Consider the following 24,957-nt stretch of genomic DNA (forward strand, 5'->3'; position numbering starts at 1 on the left):
ATGGTCTCAATCCGCAACTCATCGGGAGGTGTCATGCCGCGTCCCTCCACGGGCACTCCGAGCCCCGCCTGGTCTGACCCCGACTGCCCGGTGGCCCGCACGCTCGACCTCGTCGGTGACCGGTGGAGCCTCCTGGTCGTCCGGGATGCGATGGACGGCGCACGGTCCTTCACCGAGTTCCAGCGACGGACCGGCATCGCCCGCAACATCCTCACGGACCGCCTGCGCAAGCTCACCGCCCACGGAGTCCTGGCCCAGCAGACCGCGCCCTCGGGCCGCCGCCTGCAGTACGTCCTCACCGACGTCGGCCGCGACCTCTTCCCCGTTCTGCTCACCCTCCGCCAGTGGGGCGAGCGCCACGCCTTCGAGCCCGGCGAGGCGCACTCCACCCTGGTCGACCGGCACGGCTCCCGGGTGCCGGACGTGAGGCCGACCGGCGCCGACGGTGCCCTGCTGGACGCCGACACCACTCACGTGCAGAAGACCGGCGGCGAAGGACAGCGGTGAGGAGACGGCCGTCGAGACGGTCAGCGCCTGCGCTCGGGCACGCGACCCGGCCGGATCACGGGCGGCGCCCGCAGGCCAGACGACCTCCACGGCGATACCGCGGGCACGGGCGTTGGCGACCATGCGGCTTGCGGTCTTCTCGCCGGGGGTGAGCTTGTGGGTGCGGCTGGCGTGGAAGCCGGTGACGATCACGGGTGCCCGTGCGTCGTTGTCCAGGCATCCGGCCAGGGCCTGTTCGGCCTGGTGTTGCCGGGCGTGGTCGCCGAGGACGAGGCCGGCGAGTTGCTGAGCGCGGGCGATGCCGGGGGTGCCGTAGCACCAGGACAGGCGTCTGGGTCCTGGGCGCTGGAGCTTGCCGCTTCGTTGTCCAGCTCGCGTGATGAGGTCGGGCCACCAGGCGTTCGGGCCGGTGCCGGTGCGAGCGGGAGTTGATGCGCGGTCCGCTGGCGCATGGCTGGGACGATGGGTTCCAGGGGTGGACTCTCAAGCGGATCAAGCTGCTGATCGGGCGGATGTTCCACGTCGGCTACACGGTCCGGGGTGTGTGGAAGCTGCTGCGCCGGCACGGTTGGTCCGCGCAGGTCCCGCTGCGGCGGGCGATCGAACGCGCCGAGGAGGCCATCGAGGTGTGGAAAGCCGAGGTGCGGCCCCAGGTAAAAGGACAGCGGCGGACCTGGGCGCCCACGTCTGCTTCGAGGACGAGGCAGGTCAGGGGCTGAGGCCGCCGAAGGGATATACCTGGACGCCCCGCGGGAGTCGGCCCGTGGTTCGGGTGCGTGGCCGTAACCAGGGTCGGGTCAATATCGCCGGGGTGGTCTGCTACCGCGCCGGGCACCGCTCCCGGTTCTTCTACGCGCTGCACATCTGGCACGGGCGCCGGGGTGAACCGAAGGTATTCTCCTGGCGCCAGTACCGCGATCTGATCGTCATGCCCCACCTGCAGTTGGGCACACCCGTGGTGTGGTGCTGGGACAACTTGCACGTACACCTGGTGAAGGATCTGGCGGACTACGCCGAGGAGCACAAGGACTGGCTGCGGATCTTCCAGATGCCCTCCTACGCGCCGGAGTTGAACCCGGCCGAGGGCGTCTGGTCGCTCCTCAAGCGGCACCTGGCCGACTTCGCCGCTGCCGATCTCGCGCACCTGACCCGCGTGATCAAGCGGAAGCTGAAGAAGATCCAGTACCGGCCCCACCTGACCGACGGATGCCTGCCGCCCACCGGCCTGATCATGGACACGATCAGACCACCGGACATCGTGAGTTCAACCTGAGTAGTTCGTCACACAATCCCAACCGCCACCGAGGGTGCCTCGTCACGATCCAGCGCTTACGCACCCGCTGCGCGACCACCCGGCGAGCCCGTGGGCACCTTTGACGCCCGCTCATTCGTTGAGCTCGCACCCGTGATCGTGTTGGCTATCGGCATCGAACTGTCAGTACCGCTGGTGTCCGCTCGGCTGCAGCAGGGAGTTAAACGTGAAGGACATTGTCGTCGACCCCGGTGTCCATAATCGGGCAGCCTGGGACAGATACGTCCAGGAGGGCAACGAGTGGACGAGGCCGGTGAGTACTGAGGATGTCGAGCGCGCCCGCATGGGTGACTGGTCGATTGTTCTCATCGGGCGTGAGCCAGTCGACCGCTCCTGGCTGCCGACGGACCTGACCGGCAAGGACGTGCTGTGCCTGGCCTCCGGCGGTGGCCAGCAGGGTCCGATCCTCGCCGCCGCAGGGGCGCGGGTCACCGTGTTCGACAACTCGCCCCGCCAGCTCGGCCAGGACCAGATGGTGGCGGCGCGCGACGGACTTGAGCTGCGCACCGTCCTGGGTGACATGCGCGACCTCAGCGCCTTCGGCAACGCAGCATTCGACGTTGTGTTCCACCCGGTCTCGAACGTATTTGTACCCGACTTGGCGCCGGTGTGGCGTGAGTGCTTCCGCGTCCTGCGACCGGGCGGAACTCTGCTCGTTGGCTTCCTCAACCCTGATGTGTACTTGTTCGACCACGAGGCCCTCGACGAGCGCGGCGAGCTGATCGTCGTGCACAAGCTGCCCTACAGCGATGTGACGCAGTACTCCGCCGAGGAACGCGCCACGAAGTTCGGCGCGGCCCCTCTTGAATACAGTCACACCCTCACCGACCAGATCGGCGGGCAACTCGCCGCGGGGTTCGTCCTCACCCGCTTCGCAGAAGCACCGCACCAATCCAACGCATCCGCCCAATACATGTCGAACTATTTTGCGACGTTGGCGGTAAAGCCAGGCTGACCCAGCCGCGGCGCCGGCCGAGACGGCCGTGATCAGACCATTCAGGATGGTGGATCTTCATTTGGCGAGCCCTCGTACATGCCGCTGATCCGCGCGTCATCCTCCGTGCGGTCCTCGGAGGAGCACCCCGACGATTGGTGCGCTCCCGAGCAGCCCGAACACCGGATTCAAGGGGCTGCCGTCCGGACCGGCTGAGGGAATGGCAGCAGACTCAACTGCCGGATCCCGGGCCTCCGCTGCCGCCGCTCCGCACGGGGCGATGACCGCCATCGACAGGGCGACAAGCGGCAGGACAATTGCATGACGCAACAGCATGATCGTTCTCCTTCAGCAGCCAAGCTGTCTGGCAGAGACGCAGGGCGCCCGTGAGCGTTTCCGCCACCCTCGATCGGTCGCTGACGTGACCGTGATCAACACGCAAAGCATGACGGGCCGAACAGCCCAGCCCGCCCATTACGCCAACAGCGGCATGCCGCAGGCCATCCCTGATCTTGCGTGGGTATCCCCAGCTTCAGCTGGGGGGAGGGAAACGCATCTTCGGGCCGCAGGCGCGCAGCACCGGAGTTCACTGCGCGTCTTCGGCGACGGTCAAGCGGGCCGCATCTGACCCTCGATGTACTGACGGACGATGCTGAGCGGTGCGCCGCCGCACGCTCCGGCGAAGCAGGAGCGGGACCAGTACACGGAGCCCAACTCCATGCGGTCGATGCGGCCGGTGTACTCGGCGCGCAGGTACCGGGAGCTTCTGGTCCCGGCCCAGCTCCCGCACGCTCGCCACGGCGGCATCCACCATCTGACGCGGCAGTGCAGGCGGCAACTCCTCCACGGTCCCAGGCAACTCGGCGAGCCACGCCGCCCCGGCCTCCCCCTCGTGGTCGACAGTTCCTTGCGCGAACTCCCCATGCATCGCGATCTGCGGCTGGAGTATGTACCAGCGGAACGTCCGCCACGGACGAGCCGACTGCAGAAGCTCGACGGGCGCCGTTCCCCCGTCTCGGTCCTCCACCAGAGGACCACGCCTCCGACGGGCGCTTACCGTCGCAGCGACGCTGTCCGACGCGCGCACCTCCAGGCCCAGGGGCCATGGCCCGTGGTACACCCGTTGCCGCCTGCCCTGGTGAAAGCAAGAGGCTGTGCTGTGATCAGCGCAGTCCCAACACGCTCTGGCCTCAGCCCTCTTGCAGCACCGTCCGGATCACGTGCCGGGCGTTGTGCGCCATCGCCGGGTTCGTCGTCCGGTAGTACGGCAGCGCGATCAGTGCCTGCGAGAGTGTCCGTCCCCGGCCGCGGATCCAGGTCGCGTTGTCCACGCTCAGCGCCTCGCGGAAGACTTCCCTCGCCTTGGCCGGCAGCAGATTCCACGCTGGGAACAGATCGCAGGCCGGATCGCCCGTCCCCAGGCACCCGAAGTCGATGACCGAGGTCAGCCTGCCGCCGTCCACCAGCAGATTGCCCGGCATGAGATCGGCGTGCAGCCACACCGGCGGCCCTTCCCAGCCGGGAGCCCGCAGCGCCTCCTCCCACACGGCGGTGGCAGCATCACAGTCGACGCCCTCCTGCGGGATCCCGCGCAGCTCCTCGATCGCCGCCCGGGTCTCCGCGTCGAGCGAGGCGACCGGTCCCCCGCGGTGGGCCTGCGGCGCACCCGGCAGGGTGATACTGCGCATCGCCGTCACGAACCCGGCCAGATCCTCGGCCAGCAGCACCGGCTCGCTCAGGGCTCCCGCCTCGGGATTCTCCCCCGCCAGCCACCGGTACACCGACCACGACCACGGGTACCCCTCCGCTGGCTCCCCCTCCCCGAGTGCCTCAGGAATGGTCACAGGCAGGTGAGGCGCGAGCCGGGGCAGCCACGTCCGCTCCATCGACACGTCGTTGGCCCCGCCCGCCACGAGCGGCAGCCGTACGACCATGTCATCGCCCAGCCGGTACATGGCGTTGACCGTCCCGCCGGACGGAAACCGCTCGACCGCCAGCCCCGCCCACTGCGGGAACTGCCCGGCGACCAGCCGCCGTACAAGGTCTGCGTCGATGGCGTGCATGCCCGGATGCATCTGCCCTGTGTTCATGGCACGCCATCCGACCGCCGGACACCGGCGAGCGTCAAACGCTTTCCCGCGGCACCACTTTCGCAACACGCCCGCGAGGGCGAGGACCCGGTCACACGGGTGTGACCGGGTCCTCGGCCGGCGAGTTGAGGGTTCGACGTGGTGAAGGTGTCCGGGTGCCCGGAGCCGGAGCCTGATCGGCCGCCTTCTCGATGTTCTCGGCGTTCTCGGTGACGGCAATCGTCTGGCGCAGCAGGCGGCGGGCGGTCTCCAGGTCGGCGGCGCGCTGGTCGAGGATGTCCAACTGGTCGCGAAGGCTGGTGAGGACGCCGGGACAGGGGCGCAGCGTTGCCGTGTCGTGGGTGCAGGGCAGGACCTGGCGGATGATGCGGGTGGGCAGGCCGACGGCGAGCAGGGCGCGGACGCGGCGCACCGTCTCCACGGCCTGCTCGTCGTACTCGCGGTAGCCGTTGGCGCGGCGCTCGGCGTGGATGAGTTCCGTCCGCTCGTAGTAGCGCAGTAGCCGCTCGCTGACTCCGGTCCGACGCGACAGCTCCCCGATCAGCACCGATCCGCCCCCTTCGACTTGACCTTCCAACGGTGTCAGGGAGCAACAGTGCCCTGACCGGCCGCATTCCGGACCGGTCGAGACGGAGGGAACGAACCAGTGATCATCGACGCGCACAGCCATGTCCACGACCCGGCCGAGGCACATGTGGGGCTGCTGGACGAGGCCGGGGTCGACCGTGCCGTCCTGTTCGCCACCCGGCCGCACCCGGAGCGGGCGGGCGACCTGGCCGCACTGCGCCGGGAGATGGCCGTCCTGGAGAAGGCGCTCGGAGGTCGGGCCGGCACGGTCGAGGCGTACCGGCCGGCGTGGCGGGAGCTGGACGCCGCGCTGGCCGCACGGCCGGAGCGGTTCATCGGCTTCCTGTCGGTGCCGCTGGGTCCGGGGCCGCAGGAGACGGCCGCGATCGTGGAGCAGGAGGTGGTCGGGCGCGGACTGCGCGGGATCGGGGAGCTGACGCCGCCGCCGGGACGGGCAGGGCTGATCGAACCGGTGCTCCGGGCGGCGGCCGACCAGGGGCGACTGCCCGTGGTGGTGCACGGATCCGCGCCGACCACCGCGGAGGACCTGGCGACGCTGGCCGCGCTGGCCCACCGCTACCGCGACGTTCCGCTGGTGGTCAGCCAGTTGGGAGGGCATCACTGGATACAGGCCATCGAACTGGTGCAGGACACCCCGAACATGTACCTGGAGCTGTCCACGGCCAGCGTCGTCTTCGCGGTCCGGCTGGCCATCAAGGAGATCCCGGACCGGACCCTGTTCGGCTCGGACGCGCCGTACGGCGACCCGGTTCTCGCCCGGGCCCTGGTCGAACGAGTCACCAGTCCGGGCGAGGTACGCGACCGGGTCCTCGGCGGGACGATCGCCGAACTGGTCGGCCTCGGCTGACGCAGGACCGGCCCGCGAGGTGCGACTCGGGCCGACGGAGCCCTCCGGCCGGCAGGCTGAGCGTGGGCCGGTCAGGGCAGGGCCGGGCCGGTGAGGCGGAGCAGGAGCACGCGACGCGGGCCGTGCTCGGCCGCGGCTTTCCCCTGTCGGCCACCATGCCGACCCACTCCCCGCCACCATCGACAGCCGACGCTCAGCCCGTCTCACACGGCCGGTCAGGCAGGCGGACGCCGCGTGGTGCCGCCGCCGCTTCGGTGGCCGGGTGCCAGTGCCTGCCGATACGAGCGGGTGGTCAGCCGTCGATGGCCTGGCGGATGCGGCGGGAGGGGGTGAATGGTCGGCAGCGACGCGTCCTGCTGGAGTGACTGTGCAGTGTCGGCCGACGGATAGGCTCCCGGCATGGACATCCGCGTAGAGATCATCCGGGCGGCGAGTCAGGAACTCGTCGATGCTTTCGGCAGGTTGCTTCCGCAGTTGTCCTCGACCGCCAAGCCCCTCGACCACGAAGCGCTCGACCGGATGGTGACCTGTGATGCCAACACCGTGCTCGTCGCCCGCACTCCCGACTCGGTCGTCGGCACCCTGACGCTGGTGCTGTTGCCCTTGCCGTCCGGCTTGCGGGCCCGCGTCGAAGACGTGGTCGTCGACAGCACGGCACGTGGTCAGGGAGTCGCGGCTCTTCTCACCCAGGAAGCCCTGCGGCTCGCCCGGGAAGCGGGTGCCCGGACGGTTGATCTCACCTCCCGGCCGGATCGTGCGGCAGCGAACCGCCTGTACGAGCGTCTCGGCTTCCAGGCCAGGCAGTCCACCGTCCACCGCTTCGCGATCGACGCGTAGGCGAGGTAGTCAGTGCCAGCCCGTTCCGCGTCACGCATCGCCGTAACGGCGCTGATGCCCCGGACGTTCGCGAGGACGGAGCGCGGGTGCCTCGCTGTCGCGGTCACACCGGGCTGTCTCGTTCGGCGATGTCCAGGGCGTGTTTGAGCACTTCGCACGCCTGCAGATGGTTACCGGACTCCTGAAGCAGGTCGGCCAGCCGTCTGCACACCAGGACCGCTTCAGGACCGTACGCCTTGTGTACCTGCTGGAAGGCGAGTTCCAGTACTTCGATGGCCTCCTTGACCTGACCGGTCTCGGCAAGGAGCTCGGACAGTTCCAGCTGTACGGCGAGCAGGTCACCGCGTGCCCCGCCGATCTGCTCCTGAAGGGCGATCCGGAGAACGGCCAGCGCGTCGCGGGCGTTGCCGTCGGTGCGCAGGAGGCGGGCGAGCGCGAGGCCGGTGGCGATCACGGCTGCGTGCACGTCGGAGGCCAGCACGGGGCCGGCGGGTGTGTGGCGGCCGGCGTGTGCCTTGTTGCGGGCCAGCGGGAGCCGTCCCACACCGTTTTCCTGGGAACGTTGAGGCAGTGGGCGGTTCTTGGCGCGCAGGCGCTCTTCGAGGACCCGGTAGAGCGTGTCCAGGTCGATCAGCTCGGGACCGTCCTGGACTCCTTGCCGCAGGACGTCCAGCAGTTCTCCGGTGAAGGCGGTGTAGCGCTCGCCGTCGGGCGCGAGCGCAAGACGGTCGCGGGGTGAGGCGGTGAGGACGTAGGCACCGTCCACGGCGGCCTGTGCGGCGAGGACGTCTCCGTCGCCGGCCAGGGCGCGGGCGGCGCGTCCGCTGAAGCAGCAGTCGAGGACGACGATCTTGCGCCGGGCGCGGGCGGCGCGCAGGGCGGCGCGCAGATGCTGGTAGGCGACGGCGGTGTAACCCAGATGTTCGCGGGTGTCCCCGAGGGCGAGGTAGAGGTCGGCGGATTCGGTGTCGCGCATGCCGTGGCCTGCGAAGTACACGATCAGGGTGTCGGTGGCCGCATCGCCCGCCTGGTACACCGGGTCCAGGATCGTCTGGGGGCTCAACGGGTCGGTGACGACCGTGCAGTGCTGTACGGGCAGCCCCCACACGGTGGCGTCACACAGCTCCGAGGCGAGGTCCACCACACCGGCCTCGACCGCGGGCAGCTGGGGCAGGTGCCGGTAGGAAGCGGTGCCGATGAGGACGGCCCGCGAGCACGCCGGGTCAGGGAGTGCCTCCATCGCCTCCGGTCTCCTCGGTCCGCGGTGCCGGCAGCGTGGTGGGCTGTGCGTCGAGCAGGTCGGCAAGGGCGCGCAGGGTCTCCGCGTCGCGCGCCGCCTCAGGGGTGAGAACCACCTCCACCTCGCCGCGGCGCAGGGTGACCGCCGGGGCGCGGTGCCGGGAGGTCTGCCACTGCAGGACAGAGACGACAAGCGAGGCGGTGGACAGTCCGCTGCCGACAGCGAGCTGGAGCAGGTCGAAGCCGGTGCCCATGGCACCCGACGGGGGCGGCGCACCGCCGACCCGGCCGCGCACGTCGAGAGCCTCGTCCTCGTGGAGCCAGCGCAGCAGGGAACGCAGGTCGTCCTCGGCCCCGTCGGCCGCCTCGATCCCCGCGACCAGGTCAGTCATCGCCTCTGTCCGTCTCTCTCATCCTTGATGGTTCGCCCGGCGACACGCTTGTTCACCCGGGAGAGCAGTTCCAGCGCCTCCGCCCCGGCGCCGAGCTTGGCCAGGCACAGGGCCTGCCAGTACTGGCTGGTGAGGGTGGTCGGATGCTCCGGGCCGAGTGACGACAAGCACACCGGCACGACCACCGACAGCATTTCCGCCGCCTCCCGCACCTGGCCGCGCAGCACCAGGTTGGCGGCCTCGCGCTGGCGGGACAGCGCGCTTCGCGGGGTCATGCTGGCGAGGACGATACGGCGGGTGGCGTCGCTGAGGGTCGCGGGGTGGAAGGGATCCGGTCCGGCTTCCCGCGCCCGCGGGGTGGTGTCGGCCTGCTCCCAGTCGTACTCGGGCAGTTCCTCAGCGCTGGCGGGAACGGCGAGGGCAGCCCGCACGGCGCCCTCGCGGACATTGCGGTTGAGCAGGGCGACAAGTACGTCAGTGCCGCCTTCCACTCCGGCTTCCAGGATGCTGCGCATCGCCTTGGGGTCGTGCGGACGCAAGGCGGGATCCTTCGCGCACAGATCGTCGATCAGGCTCGTCAGCCATGCCGGGCCGGCCTCGGGGCGCCCGCTGAGCCGGGGGACGCCGTCGCCCAGTGCCCGTTCCACGATGGCGCCGACTTCCGCGGCCCCACCGAACGGCATCTCCCCGGTGAGCATCAGGTACATGCAGGCGCCGAGGCCGTACCAGTCCGCCGCCGGCCCCGGACCGGCCCCGCTGATGGCCTCAGGAGCCATGAACTGCGGGGTGCCCACGACGACTCCGGTCCTGGTGATCGCTGCCTCACCGGCCAGCCGCGCCAACCCGAAGTCCTGCAGGACGACCCGTCCGTCCCGCGTGATGCCGACGTTGGAGGGCTTGAGGTCACGGTGGAGCACACCGGCCTCGTGTGCGGCCGTCAGGGCTTCGACGATGCCGAGGGCCACCGCACACACTGCGGGCGGGGGCAGACGTCGCGCCGCCGACATCAGGTCCGCCAGGCTCATCCCGTCGAGCAGCTGCATCACGAGGCACGGCGTCCCGGTCCCGGTCTGCACCAGGCTGTCGTACAGCGTCACGACTCCGGGGTGGTCGATCCTGGCCAGCGCGCGTGCTTCCCGCACGAAGCGGTCCCAGGCCTCGTTGTCCTCGCCGAGCCCCTCGACCGCCGTCAGCACCTTCACCGCGACCCGACGGTCGAGCTGCGTGTCGTCCGCCTCGTAGACAACGCCCATACCCCCGCGCCCGAGCAGCCTGAGGGGCCGGTAGCGACCGGCAATGATCGTCCGGCCATCCGGCAGTTCCGGGCCACCTGAGCCGACCCGCTCCCGCCCGCCCATGCCGCTCCCCCGTCTCCCCGCCGCTGAACCCGTACGTTACGGCCCGCTGCGGACCGGTGTCACCCAGTGCACGTCACATACCCACTTCCCGCCCCTGATGGTCATCCGGGCGGGGCCCGGATCCGTCCGACATCACCAGGCGCCGTGTGCGGCCGCGGATCAACCACCCAAGTCGTCGCCCGTGAGCCGGACGGTGTACTGGATCCCGTCGTGCTCCTCCTGGCGGGCCATGGCGGTGGCGTACTCGGTACGCGCCTGCCGGTCCTGCTCGCTCAGGGGAGGGTGGAGTTGGCCAGCGGCTGGAGCCGGCCACAGCTGGATCAGGTGGCGCTCGCCGCGGTCCCCGATGCCGGGCTCGTGGTCATCGGCATGACAGTAGAGGCGCATCCTCACCCACTGCCCCGCATCAGGCGGGGCCGGCAGCCGGAGGGCGTCTTCGTCGTCCGGCCGGACTTCGACCTCACCACCCGGCGCACCGTGCAGACCGTCCCGACCGACGCCCCCCTGCGTCCCCAGCGAGCTGCAGGCCGCCGCCCAGCACTGGGTGTACTGGTCCTCCGGCCCGTCCGGCCCGACCTGGCCACGGCAAGGACGTCCCCGTCCCCGCCTCCGGTCCCGCCCAGCTCGGCGACGGATTCGTCGTCGAGCACGACACGGCGACGGGCAAACTGACCCTCACCGACGTGCACACCGACACCGCCACCACCACCGACCTGGCCGACCTTCCCGCCGGTCCCGTCACCGACGACCGCAGGGTGACCTGGACCATCGACAAGTACCAGGGCACCATCGCCTACCTGGACAGCGGCAAGAACGTCCACCTCGTCGACCCGCACATCCCCGCCTCCACCCCCGCACCGGCCGCGGGCGCCTTCATCTACCCCGGCCAGCAACTGCCCTCGGGACACAGCCTGAGCAGTGCCGTGATGACGCTGACCATGCAGACCGACGGCAACCTCGTGGCCCGCCTGAACACCGGCAAGGGCGCAGGCCAGGTGGTCTGGTAGGACCGGGCAAGGGCGGCGTCCTCTGGGCCACCGGCACCAACACGACAGCACGCTGACGAGCCATTCACCTGCCTGAGTCAGTGGGGCTGCGCATGATGCGGCCCCACCGACTCGGACCGCTTGGCAAGGACGCCCCCATCGCCGCTCGGCTCCTGGGGCCTGGCCGGTGGGTCCACGTGACTGCCTCGCATTGCGATCGTTCCGGTCAGCGTTGGGGCGGGGTGATCTGTCGAACGAGGAATGGGCCCGTCTGGGGCCTCACTTGCCGAAGAACGTTGGACGCGGAGGTCCGCATCGACTGGTCCATGGCGAGTGTGGACTCCACCGTGTGCCGCGCCCACCAGCACGCTGCCGGTGCACGCAAGCAGGCACCACGACCATGTGAGTGGCGGCAAAGCGTACAGCTCCCGCCGCAACCGCCGTTCCCTGCGGCGCCGGGAGATCAAACACACCATTCCCGAGCGCCGTGACCAGCGGACCCACCGCCAGAACCGCGGCGGCCGAGGAGGTCGACCCACCAGCTTCGGCCATTCACGCTACGCCCGCAGGCACGAGGTCGAGCGGGCTTTGACAAGCGGGCCTACGTCTTTCACGGCACCGTGACTGGAGCTGCGTTCCGACTTTGGCTTCGCGCGTGCCCCGCGGGACGGTCCTCAGCGCGATGTCGGCAGGCCGAGTTCGGCGGCGTTCATGAAGTCGAGCATCTTCCGGTTGGTCAGCTCCGCGTGGTCGATCTGCGGGCCATGGCCGGTCCGGGAGATGATCTCGGCCGTTGCGCCGGGAATCAGCCGGGGCACGCGTTCGACCTGCCGATCGGGGTGCACCAGGAGGCTGCGCCTGCCGAGCAGCAGATACAACGGCGTGCGGACGGCCCCCAGTTCGGCGTCGGTGAGGGGTTGCGGCACGGGCCGGCGGATGCGGTAGGCGCGGACGCCGGTGCGGATCATGGTGCGCAGTTCCGGGACGACGAGGACGGGTTGTTCCAGCCAGGACGCGAGCCGTGGCCGCAGCGCCTTGGGGGCGAAGGTGGCGAACAGACTGGCGAAGATCCACACGAAGAAGCGCAGTCCCACCTTCTCCAGGCCCCCGGGGTCGAGCAGCGTGACCGAAGCGAGGCGTTCCGGCGCGCGGTACGCCTGGTTCAGGACGAGCCAGCCGCCGTACGACGAGCCGAGCAGGTGCACACGGTCGAGCCCGAGGCCGGCGAGTGTCTCGTCCAGCCACTGCGCGGCGCGCTCCGGCTCGTGGATGGGCGCGCGGTGCACGCTGCGGCCCGGGTCGCCCGGGGTGTCGATGGCGTAGACGGGCCGTTCGGCGCTGAGGGCGGGAGTGTTCGGGTACCACATGGCGGAGCAGGAGCCGGCTCCGTGGACGAGGACGAGGGGGGTGCGCTCGCGGGCGGCCGGGTCCTCGGGGTCGTAGCGGTAGACGTGCGTGGTCCCGAAGGAGGTCTCCACGTCCCCCTCCCAGGACGCGGGCGCGCCCAGCGCGTAGACCGCGTCGCAGGCCGCGAAGTAGCGCGCACGCCAGGCGTCGCCGACGAAGCGGCCGACGTCGGGCTGGGAACGGGCTGTTGTGGGCTCGGGCACGGCCACCTCCTGGGCAGTCGGTCTTTGTGATACGAACGTACCACAAACGTGGTACGGCTGTATCATCAAAAAACGGAGACACGATCCGAGGAGCGGAGAGTCGGACCATGCCCAAGCGCGTGGATCACGCAGAGCGGCGCACCGAGATCGCGCAGGGCCTCGTCCGGGCCGCCGGACGACAAGGGCTGCACGCTGTGGGTATGCGGGACGTGGCGGCCGAGGCGGGCGTCTCACTGCGGCTGGTGCAGTACTACTTCGAGTCCAAGGAGAAGCTGCTCCTCTTCGGACTGAGGCATCTGGCCGACAGGTTCGGGGAACGGGTCACCGCCCGGGTCCACGCCGCCGGTGACAACCCCGGGCCACGGGCGGTGATCGAGGCGCTGCTGACGGCGGCCCTACCGGTCGACGAGGAGAGCCGCCTGTTCCATCACCTCTACACCTCGTACGCCGTGCTGTCGGTCACCGACGAGGCCCTCGCGGCCCAGCCCTTCATCAAGGATCCCGACACCGCCGAGATCACCCTCACCGGGCTGCTGCAGCAGGCGGCGGACGCCGGACTGCTCCGGGCCGGCCTGGACACCCATGCCGAAGCGGTCGGCTTGCTGGCCATGTCCGCGGGGCTCGGCACCAGCGTCCTGGTGGGTCAGCGCGACGCCGAGTCCGCCGCGGCCGTCCTCCGCTACCACCTGGACCGGATCTTCCGGCCCTGACGCACGGACGCCGCCGCCCCGGGGGCCAGGACACCCGCGAGGAATCCTCGCCTTACGGAAGCGGGCACTGCCCTTCAACTTGGCAGTCACGCGACCCGCCGGACGAGCCCCGGCAGCGCCAGGCAGGCGGTCTGCCGGCCGACGGTCCAAGTCGAGCGCGGCCAGTCCGACGCCGTCATCAACTCCGCCGGAGAACAGACCGGCTACTCCCCCGAGCCAGCAATGACCGGCCGCTTCTCCCTTGCGGGGGGCCTGGATCGAACCCGCCATGGAACCAGCCCGGGCGGACGGCCGTTGCGCGGGATGCGACATCGGATCAGTTCGTGCAGGTGTCCGGCGTCGAGGACAGCGCCGAGGGGTGTGAGTGAGGCCCGGCCGCGACGAGTACTGGAGCCCGCTCTGCCGCTCCCGGCTGCGTGGACTGGGCGGCAACGGCGAGGTGATGCGTGGGTGTTGATCAGCCTGCGGGTTCCTAGTGCCGTGACCGGCAACGTACACCGAGGTCTCGTGGTCTGCGGGTGCGTGAGTGACCGCTGCTCCCTGGTTTTGGCTGGTCGCAAGGCGGAACGACCTCGTTTGCAGGGCTGTAATCAACTTGCTGACCTCCCCGGCGGACGGGCAGGGTCTGGATCATGCTTGAACTACGCGCTTTGGAAGCAGACGACTGGCCCCTTTGGCGGGAGTTGCGACTGGCCGCGCTTGCTGAGGCGCCCTACGCGTTCGGATCGACGCTGGCCCAGTGGCAGGGCTCCGGCGACCGAGAGGAACGCTGGCGTGCCCGTCTGTCGATTCCTGGCGCGCACGATCTCGTCGCGCTCCTCGACGGCCTCCCGGTAGGCATGGCCAGCGGAGTGCCGGGCGAGGGAGCAGGGAACGTGGAGTTGATCTCGATGTGGGTCAACCCCACGGCTCGGGGTAAGGGCGTGGGTGACCGCCTGATCCAGGCGGTCGAGCGGTGGGCGGCGGAGCGCGGTGCCACGGCTCTGCGGCTGTCCGTCATGCCGGACAATCGCAAGGCGACCGCGCTCTATGAACGGCACGGTTTCACGGACACGGGTGAGCCCGGCGATCTTCTGCCCGATGGCGTGGGCAGGGAGCGGGTCATGGCGAAGGGCCTGGCCGCTGTCTGATCTCCGCATCCGGGCGCGGCGGGATCCCCCACGTGCTCAGGCTGCGGCGGCGAGGGGGCGTCCGCCCCAGCGGATGCGAGCCGCTGATGCCGGCCGATCCGGTCCGTGGGCGGCGATGGGCCGATCTGCTCTCCCGCGCGCAGCCGGGCCAGTTCCTCGCCCCGGCTCTCCGGGTTCTGCTCGGCACCGCAGTGAGCGCGGCCGGCATGTTCGTCGGCCTGGCGCACCCGGCTCCGCCGCGTCTCGCCCGTCACCCCGACGTCCGCCGCGACGGCCGCGCCCGCCGCATACGTGCGCTTCCCACTCGCCGCCCGGTCCGACGCGACGGCATCGTTCCTGACCTCCGGATACGGAAACCTACGTCCCGCCAAGACACCCTTCCTCGGATCTGCAGGATCCATTGCCAGAGTGTCCAACCTCCGGGGTCACCTCAAGTCGGGCCGAGGAGTCCTGTCACGAGCCCGCGGGCGTAGGCGGCGTCGAGTCCGTCCGGGCGGAAGAGGATGCGGTACATCAGGGGGGAGACGACGCGGTCCATGACTGTCTCGACGCCGGGTGTTTCCTCCCCGCGTTCGGCCGCGCGGGTCAGGATGACATCGATCTGCTCGGCGGCGTAGGCGGAGCACTGGCCGGCGTTGCCGCCGTCCGGGTCGCCGAGCAGGGCGTCGCGGATGTAGGCGCGGCCGGCGGCGGAGGACATCTCGTCGAGGAACTGCTCGGCCCAGGCCGTCAGATCGGGTGGCAGGGCGCCGTGGTCCCTGGGCGCGGTGTCGGGTCGCAGGCGCTCGACCGCCACGTCCGACAACAGCTCCTGCAGGTCTCCCCAGCGGCGGTAGATCGTCGAGGGGGTCACGCCCGCGCGTTGGGCGATCATCGGTACGGTCAGGGCATCCCGTCCCACCTCCGCGGCGAGGTCGCGTACGGCGGTGTGCACCGACGCCTGAACCCGGGCACTGCGTCCGCCGGGGCGCACCATCTGCCTGCTCACGGAACCCCACCTTAAAGCACATTCATTGCGTCTAGCGCTCCACCAACCCCCGCGTGACCCGCTGGCCGCCGTTCGACGGCCGTTTCGCCGCGCGTGGTGTACACCGTCCGGGCGCTGGGACGGTCGTCCGTCTGCACTGCGAGACGTACGGTGCGGTCTGTCCGCTCCATGCCCCCGGTGCCGTCACCGCTCGGGCAACTGTTGGGGACGCCCGCGCAGGCTCCGCCGTCGAGAGCGGGTGAGTGCCCGACGGCGGCGTCAGAGCAGTCGGGGGCTTCCTCTTGCGGCAGACGGCCGGGGCGGAGCCGGGCGGCGCTCTCGACCCGGCCGAAGTGATGCGGCCGGATCCCGTCCTTCGTTCACGCCGCGTGCGCGAGGTCACGGGCGGGGGGTCTGCTCGTAGGCGTGGCCGACCCGCAGGAGCACGCTCTCGCCGAGGGGCCGTCCAAGGAGTTGCATGCCGATCGGCAGGCCCGTCGCGTCGTGGCCGACTGGCAGGGACAGGGACGGCGCTCCGGTGATGTTGGCGGGGGACGACAGGCGCACGTAGGCGTCGGAGACGCCCTCGGCGGTGCCGTCGGCCCAGGTGATCGTGGACTGGTCGGCTTCGACGGCGGTCGCGGGGACGGTGGGGGCGGCGATCACGTCGACCTCCTGCAGCATGCGGGCCCATTCCTGCCGCATGAGGGTGCGGGAGCGCTGGGCGCGCAGGTAGTCACCGGCGGGCATCAGTTCGCCGGCCTCCAGGAGGATGCGGACGTCGTCCTGGTAGAGCCCGGGGACCGTGCGCAGGGTGCCCTGGTGGTAGGCCGTGGCCTCGGGCACCATCAGGCCCCACTGGGTGGCCTGGATGTAGCGGGTCATGGGGGTCTCGACCTCGACGAGGCGTGCGCCGAGGGCCTGGAGCCGGTCGATGGCACGTCGGACGGCGGCTTCGATCTCCGGGTCGATGCGGTCGAAGTAGTAGGTGCGCGGCACGCCGACCCGCAGCCCTGTCAGATCCGTGCCGGTGACCGGCCGGTAGTCCGTGGCGGGTGTGGTCAGGGAGGCGGGGTCGCGCGGGTCGTGTCCGGCAAGGGCGCTGAGGACCACGCCCGCGTCCTCGACGGTGCGGGTGATCGGGCCGACGTGGTCCAGCGACCAGGACAGGGACGTGACGCCGTGGCGGGGTACGAGGCCGTAGGTCGGCTTGAGGCCGACGACCCCGTTGAGCGCGGCGGGCACCCGGATCGATCCGCCCGTGTCGGTGCCCAGGGCGAAGGTCGCCATGCCCGAGGCGACGGCGACGGCTGATCCGCCGCTGGAACCACCGGCGACCCTGCTCCGGTCCCAGGCGTTGTGGGTCTGCGGGGTGGTCAGTCCGTAGGCGAACTCGTGGGTGTGGGTCTTGCCGACCAGGACGGCTCCGGCCTCCCCCAGGCGTGCGGCGACGGTGCTGTCGGCCGGCGCGTGGTGGTCGGCGCGGACCCGGGAGCTGGCCGATGTTGCCGTGCCGGCGACGTCGATCAGGTCCTTCAGGCCCATGGGGATGCCGTGCAGCGGGCCACGGTAGCGGCCGCCCGCGATGTCGTGTGCCGCTTCACGTGCGGCCCGGCGGGCGTGCTCGGCGACGACGGTGACGTAGGCCTGAAGGTGTGGCTCCACCTGGACGATGCGCTGAAGGACGGAGTCCGTCAGCTCGACGGGGGACAGTTGCCGTTCCCGGATCTCGTCGGCGGCCGCGGTCAGGGACAGTTCATACGGCTGCATCGGGCTTCTCCTCTCCCGCGCGGTAGGCGGGGGCGGGCGGTGTGTCCCCGAAGTCCAGCTCCCGCAGAACGGCGACGACGGCGTGGATGTGATTGGCGACGGCCGCGACTGAGGCGTGGCGGTCGGCAGGCAGCGGGAGCCCGGCGCGGGCAGCCCAGCGGGCCGCTTCCGGCGTGGTGAGTTCTGCGGCGGACATGGGCGTTCTCTCCTCGGGGCTGGAGCGGCGCGGCAAACCCACAACACTAAAAGCTAAGGATTTGCATTAGTCGGACTGTAGGGCCTACAGTGCCTTAAAGGCAAACCTGTTGCGTTTAGCGCCAAGGAGTTCCATGCCCACCGCCACACCACGAGCACCCGCGCGATGCCCCCGCCTCGCCTACTCCCTGACCTTGCTGCTGGCCTCGGCGGACGGCGCCGGTGCGCTGATCGCCGCCCGCGTCGTGCAGGGAGCGGCCACCGGCACGGCCACCAGCGCCGCAGGCGCGGCCCTCGTCGACCTGGGGCACCCCCGGCGTCCGGACCGGCCCGCCCTGGCCGAACACCATCGCTCCGGTGGCGGGCATGGCCGCCGGCGTCCTGGCCTCCGCCCTCCTCGTCCGTTTCGCACCCGCCCCGCCGTCACCGTGTACGTCGTGCCGGCGGTCCTCTTCGCAGTGCAGGCGGCCGCGGTCACGTCCACCGCGGCGACGCTCACGGTGTGGACACCGCGGCGCACCGCGGCGCACGTCGCCGCTACCGGCGGAAGCCCGGCCGTCATCCCCGCCACGGCCTTGACGCTGAGCGGTGTGCACGGAGCCGGCCTGCCCGCCGTCCACGGCGGCGCCGCAATGGCCGGAACCGTCATCGCCGCCGCCCTGCTCGGCGTCGCGGCCCTGACAGCACTGGCCGCGTCGCGGCGCAGGGCAGCCCACGGCGCGCACAACGACCATCCGTGACGAGACCGAAGGAAGCGACCGTTCATGAGCACTCCACCGGCCACCGAGCCGACCGCCGTCCCCTCCTGGACCGTGGGCGGCGTCACCGTCCACCGCATCGACGAGGTCCCCCTCCCACCCGCGACCGGAGCATGGCTGCTGCCCGACGCGACCCCGGACCTCGTCGCCGGGCAGGACTGGCTGCGCCCCCACTTCGCCGACGACTCCGGCATCCTGCGCATCGACAGCCACAGCTTCGCCTTCGCCCTCGACGGGCTCCGCGTCCTGGTCGACACCGGCATCGGCAACGGCAAGCAACGCGCCAACCCCGCCTGGCACGACCTGGACACCGACTACCTCCGGCGCCTCACCACCGCCGGATTCCCCCCGGACAAGGTCGACCTCGTCATCCTCACCCACCTGCACGCCGACCACGTCGGCTGGAACACACGGCAGACCGACGGCGAATGGGTTCCCACCTTCCCCCGGGCCCGCCACGTCACCTCCCGCACCGAGCGGGAGTTCTGGGCCGGGTACGACATGGAGGAGGCCCGCGAGCAGATGTTCCGTGACTCCGTGATCCCGGTCGAGGAGGCAGGACTGCTCGACCTCCTCGACGTCCCCGCCGCAGGCCTCGACATCGCCCCGGGCCTGCGCCTGCTCCCCACCCCCGGACACACCCCGGGCCACCTCGCCGTGGAGCTGACCAGCGGCGGCCGCAGCGCCCTGATCACCGGCGACTGCATCCACCACCCCGTCCAGCTCGCCCACCCCGCCGTCGGCGCCTGTGTCGACATCGACCCGCGGCAGTCCGAGGCCTCGCGCCGCACACTGCTCGCCTCGCTCGCCGACACGGACACCCTCCTCCTGGGCACCCACTTCGCACCCCCCACAGCCGGCCACGTCGTCTCGCACGGGCCCGCCTACCGACTCTCACCCGTCCCCGCCGATCCCCACTGACCCCGCGTCGGACACAGGCCGCAGCGAGTTCGTCCAGGTCCGGAACTGCCATGGTCAGGATGGCGGGGAGCTGCCCGGGATACGAGGCGACCGTGACCGGCACCGGGTTGGGCACCGGTACCGGGAGCAGTGGCGGTCCGCCGGGCCCGGCCTGGCGGGTTGTCCGAGCCGTGCGGGAGCGCGACCCGCTGCTGTGATGTGTCGAGTGCGTGGGCGACGTCGCCGAGGCGGTGGATCCACGGATCGTCCAGGACCAGGATGTTCGCCTTGTCGTCGAGGATCTGCCTCTGGGCGCGCTCGACGTGGTCGGCGTACTGGTCACAGGCCGGCGACGAAGTTCTGAAGTACCAGCGGAAGGCGTCCGCGGCCTGCCCTGAATGCGCCTTGTCCGCGGTGTGGGCGTATGCCTGCGCGTCCTCCAGGAAGCGCACGTCACGCGCGCCGCGGCGCCTCGCACGATCGACGACGACACGCGCTTCCACGGGATCGGGCAGGAAACCGTCGGTGGCGGCCGAGGCGCCGGTTTGCTGTCCCAGCCAGGGAGCTTCATCGGGTAGACCGTCGCCGGCTTCGGCCGCGGCAACTGCTGTGCCCTGCCTGCGCCGGATGTCGCCACCGTGCCGGGCGCCCACCGGGTGTGTGCCCGGACCCTCGTCCCGTCGGCCCGTTCGTACGCCCGGCAAGATCGCCTGCGATCAGGGCCGTCATGCTCGGTCTTGCCGTGATCGCGCTACTGGTCGGCGTGGACGGCCTGGACGCCGGTCCCGTCGTACACCTCCGGCGTGAGGGTGAGCTGGAAGCCGCCAAACGACCTCCCGGCCACGGTCGGTTCGGCCAGGATCGCGGATTGCCGGATCGTACGGCCACGGTCGTTTCCTATCGCCGACGCGCCCGTCGCAGCCGTACCGCCGAGCGCAGCACCACCAGGGCGGCGAGCGCGGCAGCGGCCACCACGAGCCATCGTGCGACGCCGCCCCCGGAGCCCGGAGCGGACGTCGCCACGGAGCCCGGCGCGCCCGAGGCATGGTCGGGGTGCGCTGTCCGTACGCCGCCGCCGAGCCAGACCTGGCCCTTCCCGGTGTCCGTGACCGGCGCCTCGATCGACCGGCTCACATTCCGTGTCAGCGATGGTGACGACGCCTTCAGCTGGGCGTCGGACACGGAGGTGAAGGGCACGCGGGAGAAGTCGACGCCCCCGTAGACGTACGTCCTCGTGTAGATGGTGTCGCCCTCGCGGGTTCGGTGCGTCACCTTGAACTCGCCCTTGGTGTACGAGCGCACATAGGCGTTGAAGGTGTCGATCGGCTTCCAGTCCTCATGGGTCGCGTACGCGTCGATGTCGCCCTTGTCGATCATCGCCGAGTACGTCGTGTTCGTGCGCAGACTGAGATCGCGATACCACTCGGCGGCCACTCGGCTGAGATACACGCGCCGCAGATCGGCGTACTCCGGGGCGGTGTTCACCGCCTCGACCACCTTGGGCAGGATCAGCCGCCGGAACAGGGCCTCGTTGTGGTCCTGCACCGACTGGGACTGCCGCGGGCACGAGACCGCGGCCGAGCCGCCGTGCTGCTTCAGGTACTGGGTCTCCATCTGCACGTTCAGCGGCGACTTGAGGATGTAGAGCTCGTCCCCCTTCGTGTACACGGTCGCCGGGGCCGGCACGATCCAGGTGCGGAACGACATGCAGTCCCCGGACAGCGAGCGCCAGAACTCCGCCCCGAGAGACGTGTCCGGATGGATCAGCTTCCCCGTCGTCTTCTTCAGCGTCAGGTCCGCCTGGAGCAGCACGCGTCCCGCGTCGGTCCGGCCGAGCCGGGCGTCGACGATGCGGTCGGGCTCGTTCGGGTTGAGGTTGACCCAGAACGTGGAGGGATCCAGCTCCAGCCAGGTGAAGAAGGAGTCGGACGCCTGCGTGGCGTGCCCCAGCCCCGTGAGCGCGGTGCCGCCGCGCGACGTGGCCGACGGCGCCCGGAACGCGTACCGAAGACCACCGGCGCCGGGCCCGGAATCCGCGAGATACCGCAGCTCCAGCTGGGAGAAGTCGATTCCGCCGGGTGCCCGTTCCGGCTCGGCCAGCGCCTCGGCCAGACCGCCTGCGCGCGGCACCTCGGATGTGCCGCCGCAGTCGACGGCACGGACCCGGGTGAACCCGGCGTACTGGGCGCGGGGCCGGGTGCCCGTGTGCTCGAAGCCGCTCTGTGTCTGGCCCTCGGGGCAGTCGCCCGGTGCGGTGAAGACGGAGCCGGCGGCCGCCTTCAGCCCGTCGGTGCCGGTGTTCAGTTCCCCGCTGTCGAAGCCGGAACCGGGCCGGATCACCCGGACGTTCGGGTTGCCCTTGAAGCGCTCCGCCACCGCCTTGGCCTGTTCGTCGGTGGCCGCCGTGAACACCACGTTGTCGGTCTGGCTCTTGCGCCCGCCGGGCAGTTTGCCGGTGATGGTCGTGCCGATCGAGGAGAGGTCCTCGGTGGCGGTGCCGGTGCGGGTGGTGGTGGTCGCATCGACCGAGTCGACGCTGACGAGCCGCCCGTCGCTCCAGGTGACCTTGATCATGTCCGAAGTGGTCCCGGTGACGCCCTCGCCGACGCTCCCTTTCTCTTCCAGGCGGTTCGTCTCGTCCTGGAAGAGGTACTCGGACCCGGTCTTCGTCGTGGCGTCGTAGGCCAGTCCCTGCTCGGCGAGCCGGCGGTTCATGAAAGTCAAGGCCGCGTTCGCGTCGGGCGTGTCACCGCGTGAACCGACAACATGCGGAACGCCGTTGGCATCGATGTACGTCGCGCGGCCGTTGATGGTGCGCACCGTCAGCGGCGGCCCCCACTTGGTGTACGCGGGCGTGCTCGGACCGCCGGGATCGGCCGTCGTGGCCGCCAGGGCCGCAGGTGCGAGCCCGGCTCCGGCACCGGCCGGTGCCCCGGCCAGGGCGACCACGAGCGCGACCAGCACCGCGAGTAGCGCGGCAGCCCATCGTGTCCGGTGCCGTAACCGTGTCCGGTGCAAGTCGGCGTCGTCTTTGCGCATTGGCGAACGCACCCCCGTTCTGCGTACGTCATCTCCCCCGACGGTAGACCCGCGGCCACCGCCGGAACAGGCGCTCTACGGCCACCGGACGGACGGGGCCGGGCCCCGTCAACCCCGGTCAGTTCGGCTGAGCCTGCCGGTGACGCTGACCTCGGGGCTGAGATGGCGGACGGTGCGCGGAAGGGGCACCTCGGTGAGCCGACCGTCGTACATCATCCACAGGCCGAAGCAGTCGTCCTCCTCGTCGTGGACCAGGACCTGCACGGAGTCCGGATCGGGCCAGGGCAGGGCCTCCAGACGAGCCAGCAGGCCCCGCCAGTTGTGCCTGGTGAACTGGATGACCCACAGGTAGCACTCGGCCGATCCTGTGCCCGCGCCGGAGAAGACGGAGTCGTCGACGCGGGTGAAGCACTGGTGCCACTCCCGGTCGGCGTCCGGGCGGGTCAGCGGCTCCATGACGTCCTCGGCGTCCCGTGCCAGAACGATGACCTCTGCGAATCTGCTCATGTCCCCAGTCTGCGGTGCGCCGCGGCCACCGATGGCCGAAAACCACAGCTCACCCTCTGACTCCCGCGCCCGCGCCCCGACTTCCGAGCTCACCCCTTCACCGGCCCCGCCCAGCACGAACCCGCCACCCCGAGCGCAAGTGCCTCGACGGCGACGTGCGTGAACGCAGTTCCGTGCCGACCGCGACCACCCAGTACGCTCTGCGCCTGGTCACGATGGTGCGCGAGCGCCGCAGCGAGCACCTGGCCCACGACGTCCGGCTCGCCGACGTCCGGCTCGACGGACAACGGGAACTCCGCACCACGGCCGCCGGCATACGGCGCGCCCGCGCAGTCGTACTCGCCGCCCTGACCACCACCCTCACCCCGGGAGCGGTCGGGGGCAATGTCGCGAGGATCAGGCTGCTGAAGAGACAGATGCCGGATGGTGAACCCCTTCCGCCGCTCTCGGCGTGGGCCGCGGTCGATATGGGTGCGGTAGATCAGCCAGGGCCGGCTGCCCGGTTTCGTGCAGACCAGCGCGGCCAGTGAGACGCGCCGGGTGCCCGCCGTCGTCACGCACACCACCGGCGTGCTGCCGCGTCGGCCCCAGGTACGGCCCTCGGGCGGCCTCGGACCCTGGCCTGCCCTTCTGGCGGATGACCTCGGCGATCCGGGCCAGGGTCCAGCATTGGTCCTCCACCCAGCCGTGCGCGGCCGGGGCGGCCTCCAGTATCCGCAGCGTCCGGACCGAGCCCGCAACGGGCGCCACCGGGCCCCTTCGAGATCAGGGCTTCCCACCCGCCCGACGCCAGTCGACTCCCCGGTGAAACGGCCGGCAGGGGCGTCTTGGACGCGGATGGATGTCGAGGTCGAGGGAAGCATCCGGATCGTCGGCGCGGAGCCCTACGAGAAGATGATCGATAGCGGACCGAGACCTGACAGCATGGACATGCCCATGCAGCCCTCCTAGGCTCTCGATCCATGTCTGCCGCCGTCGACACACATTCGGATGCCTACCAAGCGGGACAGGTACTTGCCCCGTTCATCCTGGCCACCATCGCCCTTGTCATCCTCTGGACGGCAACCGGCAAGTGGCGTCGGCCCAAACCGGTAGCGGTCCCCGAGGACCTGGAGACCACGGCCAAGCTCGCGCGGAAGCGAACCCGTCGAGTCGTCATCGGCACCGTGGTCATCGTTGCGGCGGCCATAGTGATGGCCGCGCCCAACATGCACCGGTCTGACGACTTCGGCAGCGCCGCATCCACGGGGCCCACGCATCTGACCATCACCCCACCGACCACCCTCGGCAGCTACAGGCTGATGACCGGCACGCAAGCAGGCCGACTCAGCGCCCAAGTATCAGGAAAACTGCCCAAACACGAGACAGTCGTCTTCTACACCACCCCAAGCAAGCCCACTCAGCCCGTGATAGAGGTCTTCAGCGACACCGGCACCACCGATCCACAGCTCGCGCAGGAACTCGCCCGGAACTCGGCCGACCACGAGAACACCGATCTCATGGCCGGAGCGCACATCACCGACGCCGAGGATTTCAATCCCGGCTCGACCGGCGGGAAGATGCGCTGCGGTAAGAACAACGTCGAACTGCTCTGCGGATGGGCCGACTCCGGGACCGTCGGCGGACTCCTGAGCAACGTGACGAGTGGCCTCAACGCCCAGCAGATCGCGTCCCTGACCCGGGAATTCCGGAACAGCGCCGAACACTGACACCGCAGCAGGCCGGACCCACCAAGACCAGGTCCTGCCCCGCCGGCCTCTCCTGGAGCCGACCGGCTCAGCCGAAGCGAACGCTTTGGGCAACGAACGAGGCGCCGTTCACAGCCGAACCGCTCGGCAGAGTGACGGCGCTTCCGACGCAGCCGTACTCCGGGAAGACGGTGGCCCTCCTGTTCGTGTGGTTGATCACCGTGTGCGCACCACCGCGCAGCAGATAGCACTCGCCTTCGTCCGGGCTGCGGAGCGTCAATTCTTCCCCGCTCACGTTCACGTAGGTGAAGCTACCCGCGGAGGCCTGAGCGCTGGTGGGCAGCCCCAGAGACAGGGTGAGAGCGGCGCCTGCCGCCAAGGCCACGCGTTGCACACGACAGAGCGTTCCCATGGCTTCTCCCAAGTTGTTTCAGGGATGTTCTGCGTCCGTACCGTATGGGCCAGTGCCTTCGGGGTTGTGGACTGACCGCAGCCGCCTCACCCCTCTGGGGGCCAGATTCACCGGTGGAACGGTCACGCCGTTCCCACCGGAGACGCCGGGAGGCCACGGGAGTCCTTGCTCAGCCTGGCTG

General features: G+C 70.4%; 26 protein-coding genes and 4 pseudogenes. 14 read left to right on the top strand and 16 right to left on the bottom strand.

Features of this window, described 5'->3' with window-relative positions; translation table 11 throughout:
* Positions 1-33: 33 nt before the first annotated feature.
* The gene (locus ACFC8N_RS43705) at positions 34-507 is read left to right on the top strand and encodes a winged helix-turn-helix transcriptional regulator (protein ID WP_376295269.1); all 474 of its coding nucleotides are present in this window, start codon (positions 34-36) and stop codon (positions 505-507) included.
* 273 nt (positions 508-780) lie between these two features.
* Here ACFC8N_RS43705 and ACFC8N_RS43710 read toward each other — a convergent pair.
* A pseudogene (locus ACFC8N_RS43710) lies at positions 781-888 on the bottom strand (hypothetical protein); the annotation flags it as partial.
* Between the two features lie 50 nt (positions 889-938).
* Between ACFC8N_RS43710 and ACFC8N_RS43715 the strand changes: the two are divergent.
* The 3 genes from ACFC8N_RS43715 to ACFC8N_RS43725 all read left to right on the top strand — a co-directional run bounded on the left by ACFC8N_RS43715 (position 939) and on the right by ACFC8N_RS43725 (position 2,774).
* Positions 939-1,226 (top strand): winged helix-turn-helix domain-containing protein, encoded by a 288-nt coding sequence (locus tag ACFC8N_RS43715; protein ID WP_376295270.1) that lies wholly within the window; start codon positions 939-941, stop codon positions 1,224-1,226.
* Positions 1,223-1,780 (top strand): transposase, encoded by a 558-nt coding sequence (locus ACFC8N_RS43720; RefSeq protein WP_376295337.1) that lies wholly within the window; start codon positions 1,223-1,225, stop codon positions 1,778-1,780. The genes ACFC8N_RS43715 and ACFC8N_RS43720 overlap by 4 nt, the downstream gene beginning before the upstream one ends.
* Before the next feature lie 205 nt (positions 1,781-1,985).
* Positions 1,986-2,774 carry a class I SAM-dependent methyltransferase gene (locus ACFC8N_RS43725; RefSeq protein ID WP_376295271.1) on the top strand — a complete coding sequence of 263 codons (789 nt, stop codon included), beginning with the start codon at positions 1,986-1,988 and terminating at the stop codon, positions 2,772-2,774.
* Positions 2,775-3,362: 588 nt separating this feature from the next.
* Here the strand turns inward: ACFC8N_RS43725 and ACFC8N_RS43730 are convergent.
* The 3 genes and pseudogenes from ACFC8N_RS43730 to ACFC8N_RS43740 all read right to left on the bottom strand — a co-directional run.
* Positions 3,363-3,518: pseudogene (locus tag ACFC8N_RS43730) on the bottom strand (transposase); the annotation flags it as partial.
* 425 nt (positions 3,519-3,943) lie between these two features.
* Positions 3,944-4,843, bottom strand: coding sequence for an aminoglycoside phosphotransferase family protein (locus tag ACFC8N_RS43735; protein ID WP_376295272.1), 900 nt, complete (start codon positions 4,841-4,843; stop codon positions 3,944-3,946).
* A 91-nt stretch (positions 4,844-4,934) separates the two neighbouring features.
* On the bottom strand, positions 4,935-5,390 hold the full coding sequence (locus ACFC8N_RS43740) for a MerR family transcriptional regulator (RefSeq protein WP_376295273.1): 456 nt from the start codon (positions 5,388-5,390) through the stop codon (positions 4,935-4,937).
* Between the two features lie 99 nt (positions 5,391-5,489).
* Between ACFC8N_RS43740 and ACFC8N_RS43745 the strand changes: the two genes are divergently transcribed.
* Entirely contained in the window at positions 5,490-6,278 is a 789-nt protein-coding gene (locus tag ACFC8N_RS43745) for an amidohydrolase family protein (RefSeq protein WP_376295275.1), read from the top strand.
* Positions 6,279-6,677: 399 nt separating this feature from the next.
* Entirely contained in the window at positions 6,678-7,115 is a 438-nt protein-coding gene (locus ACFC8N_RS43750; RefSeq protein ID WP_356034963.1) for a GNAT family N-acetyltransferase, read from the top strand.
* Positions 7,116-7,218: 103 nt separating this feature from the next.
* Here the strand turns inward: ACFC8N_RS43750 and ACFC8N_RS43755 are convergent, their stop codons facing one another.
* The 4 genes from ACFC8N_RS43755 to ACFC8N_RS43770 form a co-directional block, all read right to left on the bottom strand.
* Positions 7,219-8,355, bottom strand: coding sequence for a caspase family protein (locus tag ACFC8N_RS43755; RefSeq protein WP_356034960.1), 1,137 nt, complete (start codon positions 8,353-8,355; stop codon positions 7,219-7,221).
* Complete coding sequence (locus ACFC8N_RS43760) at positions 8,339-8,746, bottom strand: hypothetical protein (RefSeq protein WP_356034958.1); 408 nt, start codon at positions 8,744-8,746, stop codon at positions 8,339-8,341. Before ACFC8N_RS43760 ends, ACFC8N_RS43755 begins: the two co-directional genes overlap by 17 nt.
* The gene (locus ACFC8N_RS43765; protein WP_376295276.1) at positions 8,743-10,104 is read right to left on the bottom strand and encodes a protein kinase; all 1,362 of its coding nucleotides are present in this window, start codon (positions 10,102-10,104) and stop codon (positions 8,743-8,745) included. The genes ACFC8N_RS43760 and ACFC8N_RS43765 overlap by 4 nt, the downstream gene beginning before the upstream one ends.
* Before the next feature lie 159 nt (positions 10,105-10,263).
* Positions 10,264-10,491: a hypothetical protein gene (locus ACFC8N_RS43770; protein ID WP_376295278.1), complete on the bottom strand. Its 228-nt coding sequence runs from the start codon at positions 10,489-10,491 to the stop codon at positions 10,264-10,266.
* A gap of 296 nt (positions 10,492-10,787) precedes the next feature.
* Between ACFC8N_RS43770 and ACFC8N_RS43775 the strand changes: the two genes are divergently transcribed.
* Together ACFC8N_RS43775 and ACFC8N_RS43780 are read left to right on the top strand one after the other, a co-directional pair.
* On the top strand, positions 10,788-11,111 hold the full coding sequence (locus ACFC8N_RS43775; RefSeq protein WP_376295279.1) for a hypothetical protein: 324 nt from the start codon (positions 10,788-10,790) through the stop codon (positions 11,109-11,111).
* A gap of 211 nt (positions 11,112-11,322) precedes the next feature.
* A pseudogene (locus ACFC8N_RS43780) lies at positions 11,323-11,743 on the top strand (hypothetical protein); the annotation flags it as partial.
* A 21-nt stretch (positions 11,744-11,764) separates the two neighbouring features.
* Here ACFC8N_RS43780 and ACFC8N_RS43785 read toward each other — a convergent pair.
* Complete coding sequence (locus ACFC8N_RS43785) at positions 11,765-12,700, bottom strand: alpha/beta fold hydrolase (RefSeq protein WP_376295280.1); 936 nt, start codon at positions 12,698-12,700, stop codon at positions 11,765-11,767.
* Positions 12,701-12,807: 107 nt separating this feature from the next.
* On the opposite strand from ACFC8N_RS43785, the gene ACFC8N_RS43790 reads away from it, so the two are divergent.
* Complete coding sequence (locus ACFC8N_RS43790) at positions 12,808-13,410, top strand: TetR/AcrR family transcriptional regulator (RefSeq protein WP_362821898.1); 603 nt, start codon at positions 12,808-12,810, stop codon at positions 13,408-13,410.
* Positions 13,411-14,042: 632 nt separating this feature from the next.
* Entirely contained in the window at positions 14,043-14,540 is a 498-nt protein-coding gene (locus ACFC8N_RS43795) for a GNAT family N-acetyltransferase (protein ID WP_356034944.1), read from the top strand.
* 430 nt (positions 14,541-14,970) lie between these two features.
* Here the strand turns inward: ACFC8N_RS43795 and ACFC8N_RS43800 are convergent, their stop codons facing one another.
* The 3 genes and pseudogenes from ACFC8N_RS43800 to ACFC8N_RS43810 form a co-directional block, all read right to left on the bottom strand.
* Entirely contained in the window at positions 14,971-15,516 is a 546-nt protein-coding gene (locus tag ACFC8N_RS43800; RefSeq protein WP_362823713.1) for a TetR/AcrR family transcriptional regulator, read from the bottom strand.
* A 371-nt stretch (positions 15,517-15,887) separates the two neighbouring features.
* Positions 15,888-17,277 (bottom strand): annotated as a pseudogene (locus tag ACFC8N_RS43805) (amidase).
* Entirely contained in the window at positions 17,264-17,473 is a 210-nt protein-coding gene (locus tag ACFC8N_RS43810; protein ID WP_376295282.1) for a hypothetical protein, read from the bottom strand. Before ACFC8N_RS43810 ends, ACFC8N_RS43805 begins: the two are co-directional and overlap by 14 nt.
* A gap of 133 nt (positions 17,474-17,606) precedes the next feature.
* Here ACFC8N_RS43810 and ACFC8N_RS43815 point away from each other — a divergent pair, with 133 nt between their 5' ends.
* The 3 genes from ACFC8N_RS43815 (at position 17,607) to ACFC8N_RS43825 (ending at position 19,528) form a co-directional block, all read left to right on the top strand.
* On the top strand, positions 17,607-18,212 hold the full coding sequence (locus tag ACFC8N_RS43815) for a hypothetical protein (protein WP_376295283.1): 606 nt from the start codon (positions 17,607-17,609) through the stop codon (positions 18,210-18,212).
* A gap of 24 nt (positions 18,213-18,236) precedes the next feature.
* Positions 18,237-19,151, top strand: a complete 915-nt coding sequence (locus ACFC8N_RS43820; protein ID WP_376295284.1) for an MBL fold metallo-hydrolase — start codon at positions 18,237-18,239, stop codon at positions 19,149-19,151.
* 209 nt (positions 19,152-19,360) lie between these two features.
* Positions 19,361-19,528, top strand: coding sequence for a hypothetical protein (locus ACFC8N_RS43825; protein ID WP_376295285.1), 168 nt, complete (start codon positions 19,361-19,363; stop codon positions 19,526-19,528).
* A gap of 499 nt (positions 19,529-20,027) precedes the next feature.
* Here the strand turns inward: ACFC8N_RS43825 and ACFC8N_RS43830 are convergent, their stop codons facing one another.
* From ACFC8N_RS43830 to ACFC8N_RS43840, 3 genes are all read right to left on the bottom strand, one after another.
* Positions 20,028-22,094 (bottom strand): hypothetical protein, encoded by a 2,067-nt coding sequence (locus tag ACFC8N_RS43830; RefSeq protein WP_376295286.1) that lies wholly within the window; start codon positions 22,092-22,094, stop codon positions 20,028-20,030.
* A gap of 183 nt (positions 22,095-22,277) precedes the next feature.
* Entirely contained in the window at positions 22,278-22,676 is a 399-nt protein-coding gene (locus ACFC8N_RS43835; protein WP_376295287.1) for a hypothetical protein, read from the bottom strand.
* Positions 22,677-22,765: 89 nt separating this feature from the next.
* Positions 22,766-23,233 (bottom strand): hypothetical protein, encoded by a 468-nt coding sequence (locus tag ACFC8N_RS43840; protein ID WP_376295288.1) that lies wholly within the window; start codon positions 23,231-23,233, stop codon positions 22,766-22,768.
* Positions 23,234-23,638: 405 nt separating this feature from the next.
* Between ACFC8N_RS43840 and ACFC8N_RS43845 the strand changes: the two genes are divergently transcribed.
* A complete protein-coding gene (locus ACFC8N_RS43845) occupies positions 23,639-24,385 on the top strand; it encodes a hypothetical protein (RefSeq protein WP_376295289.1) in 747 nt (248 codons plus the stop codon).
* A 67-nt stretch (positions 24,386-24,452) separates the two neighbouring features.
* Here ACFC8N_RS43845 and ACFC8N_RS43850 read toward each other — a convergent pair whose 3' ends face one another.
* Positions 24,453-24,758, bottom strand: coding sequence for a hypothetical protein (locus tag ACFC8N_RS43850; RefSeq protein ID WP_376295290.1), 306 nt, complete (start codon positions 24,756-24,758; stop codon positions 24,453-24,455).
* Positions 24,759-24,957 lie beyond the last annotated feature (199 nt).

Origin of the sequence: Streptomyces sp. NPDC055966 (genome assembly GCF_042269865.1) — a bacterium.
Lineage (GTDB): Bacteria > Actinomycetota > Actinomycetes > Streptomycetales > Streptomycetaceae > Streptomyces.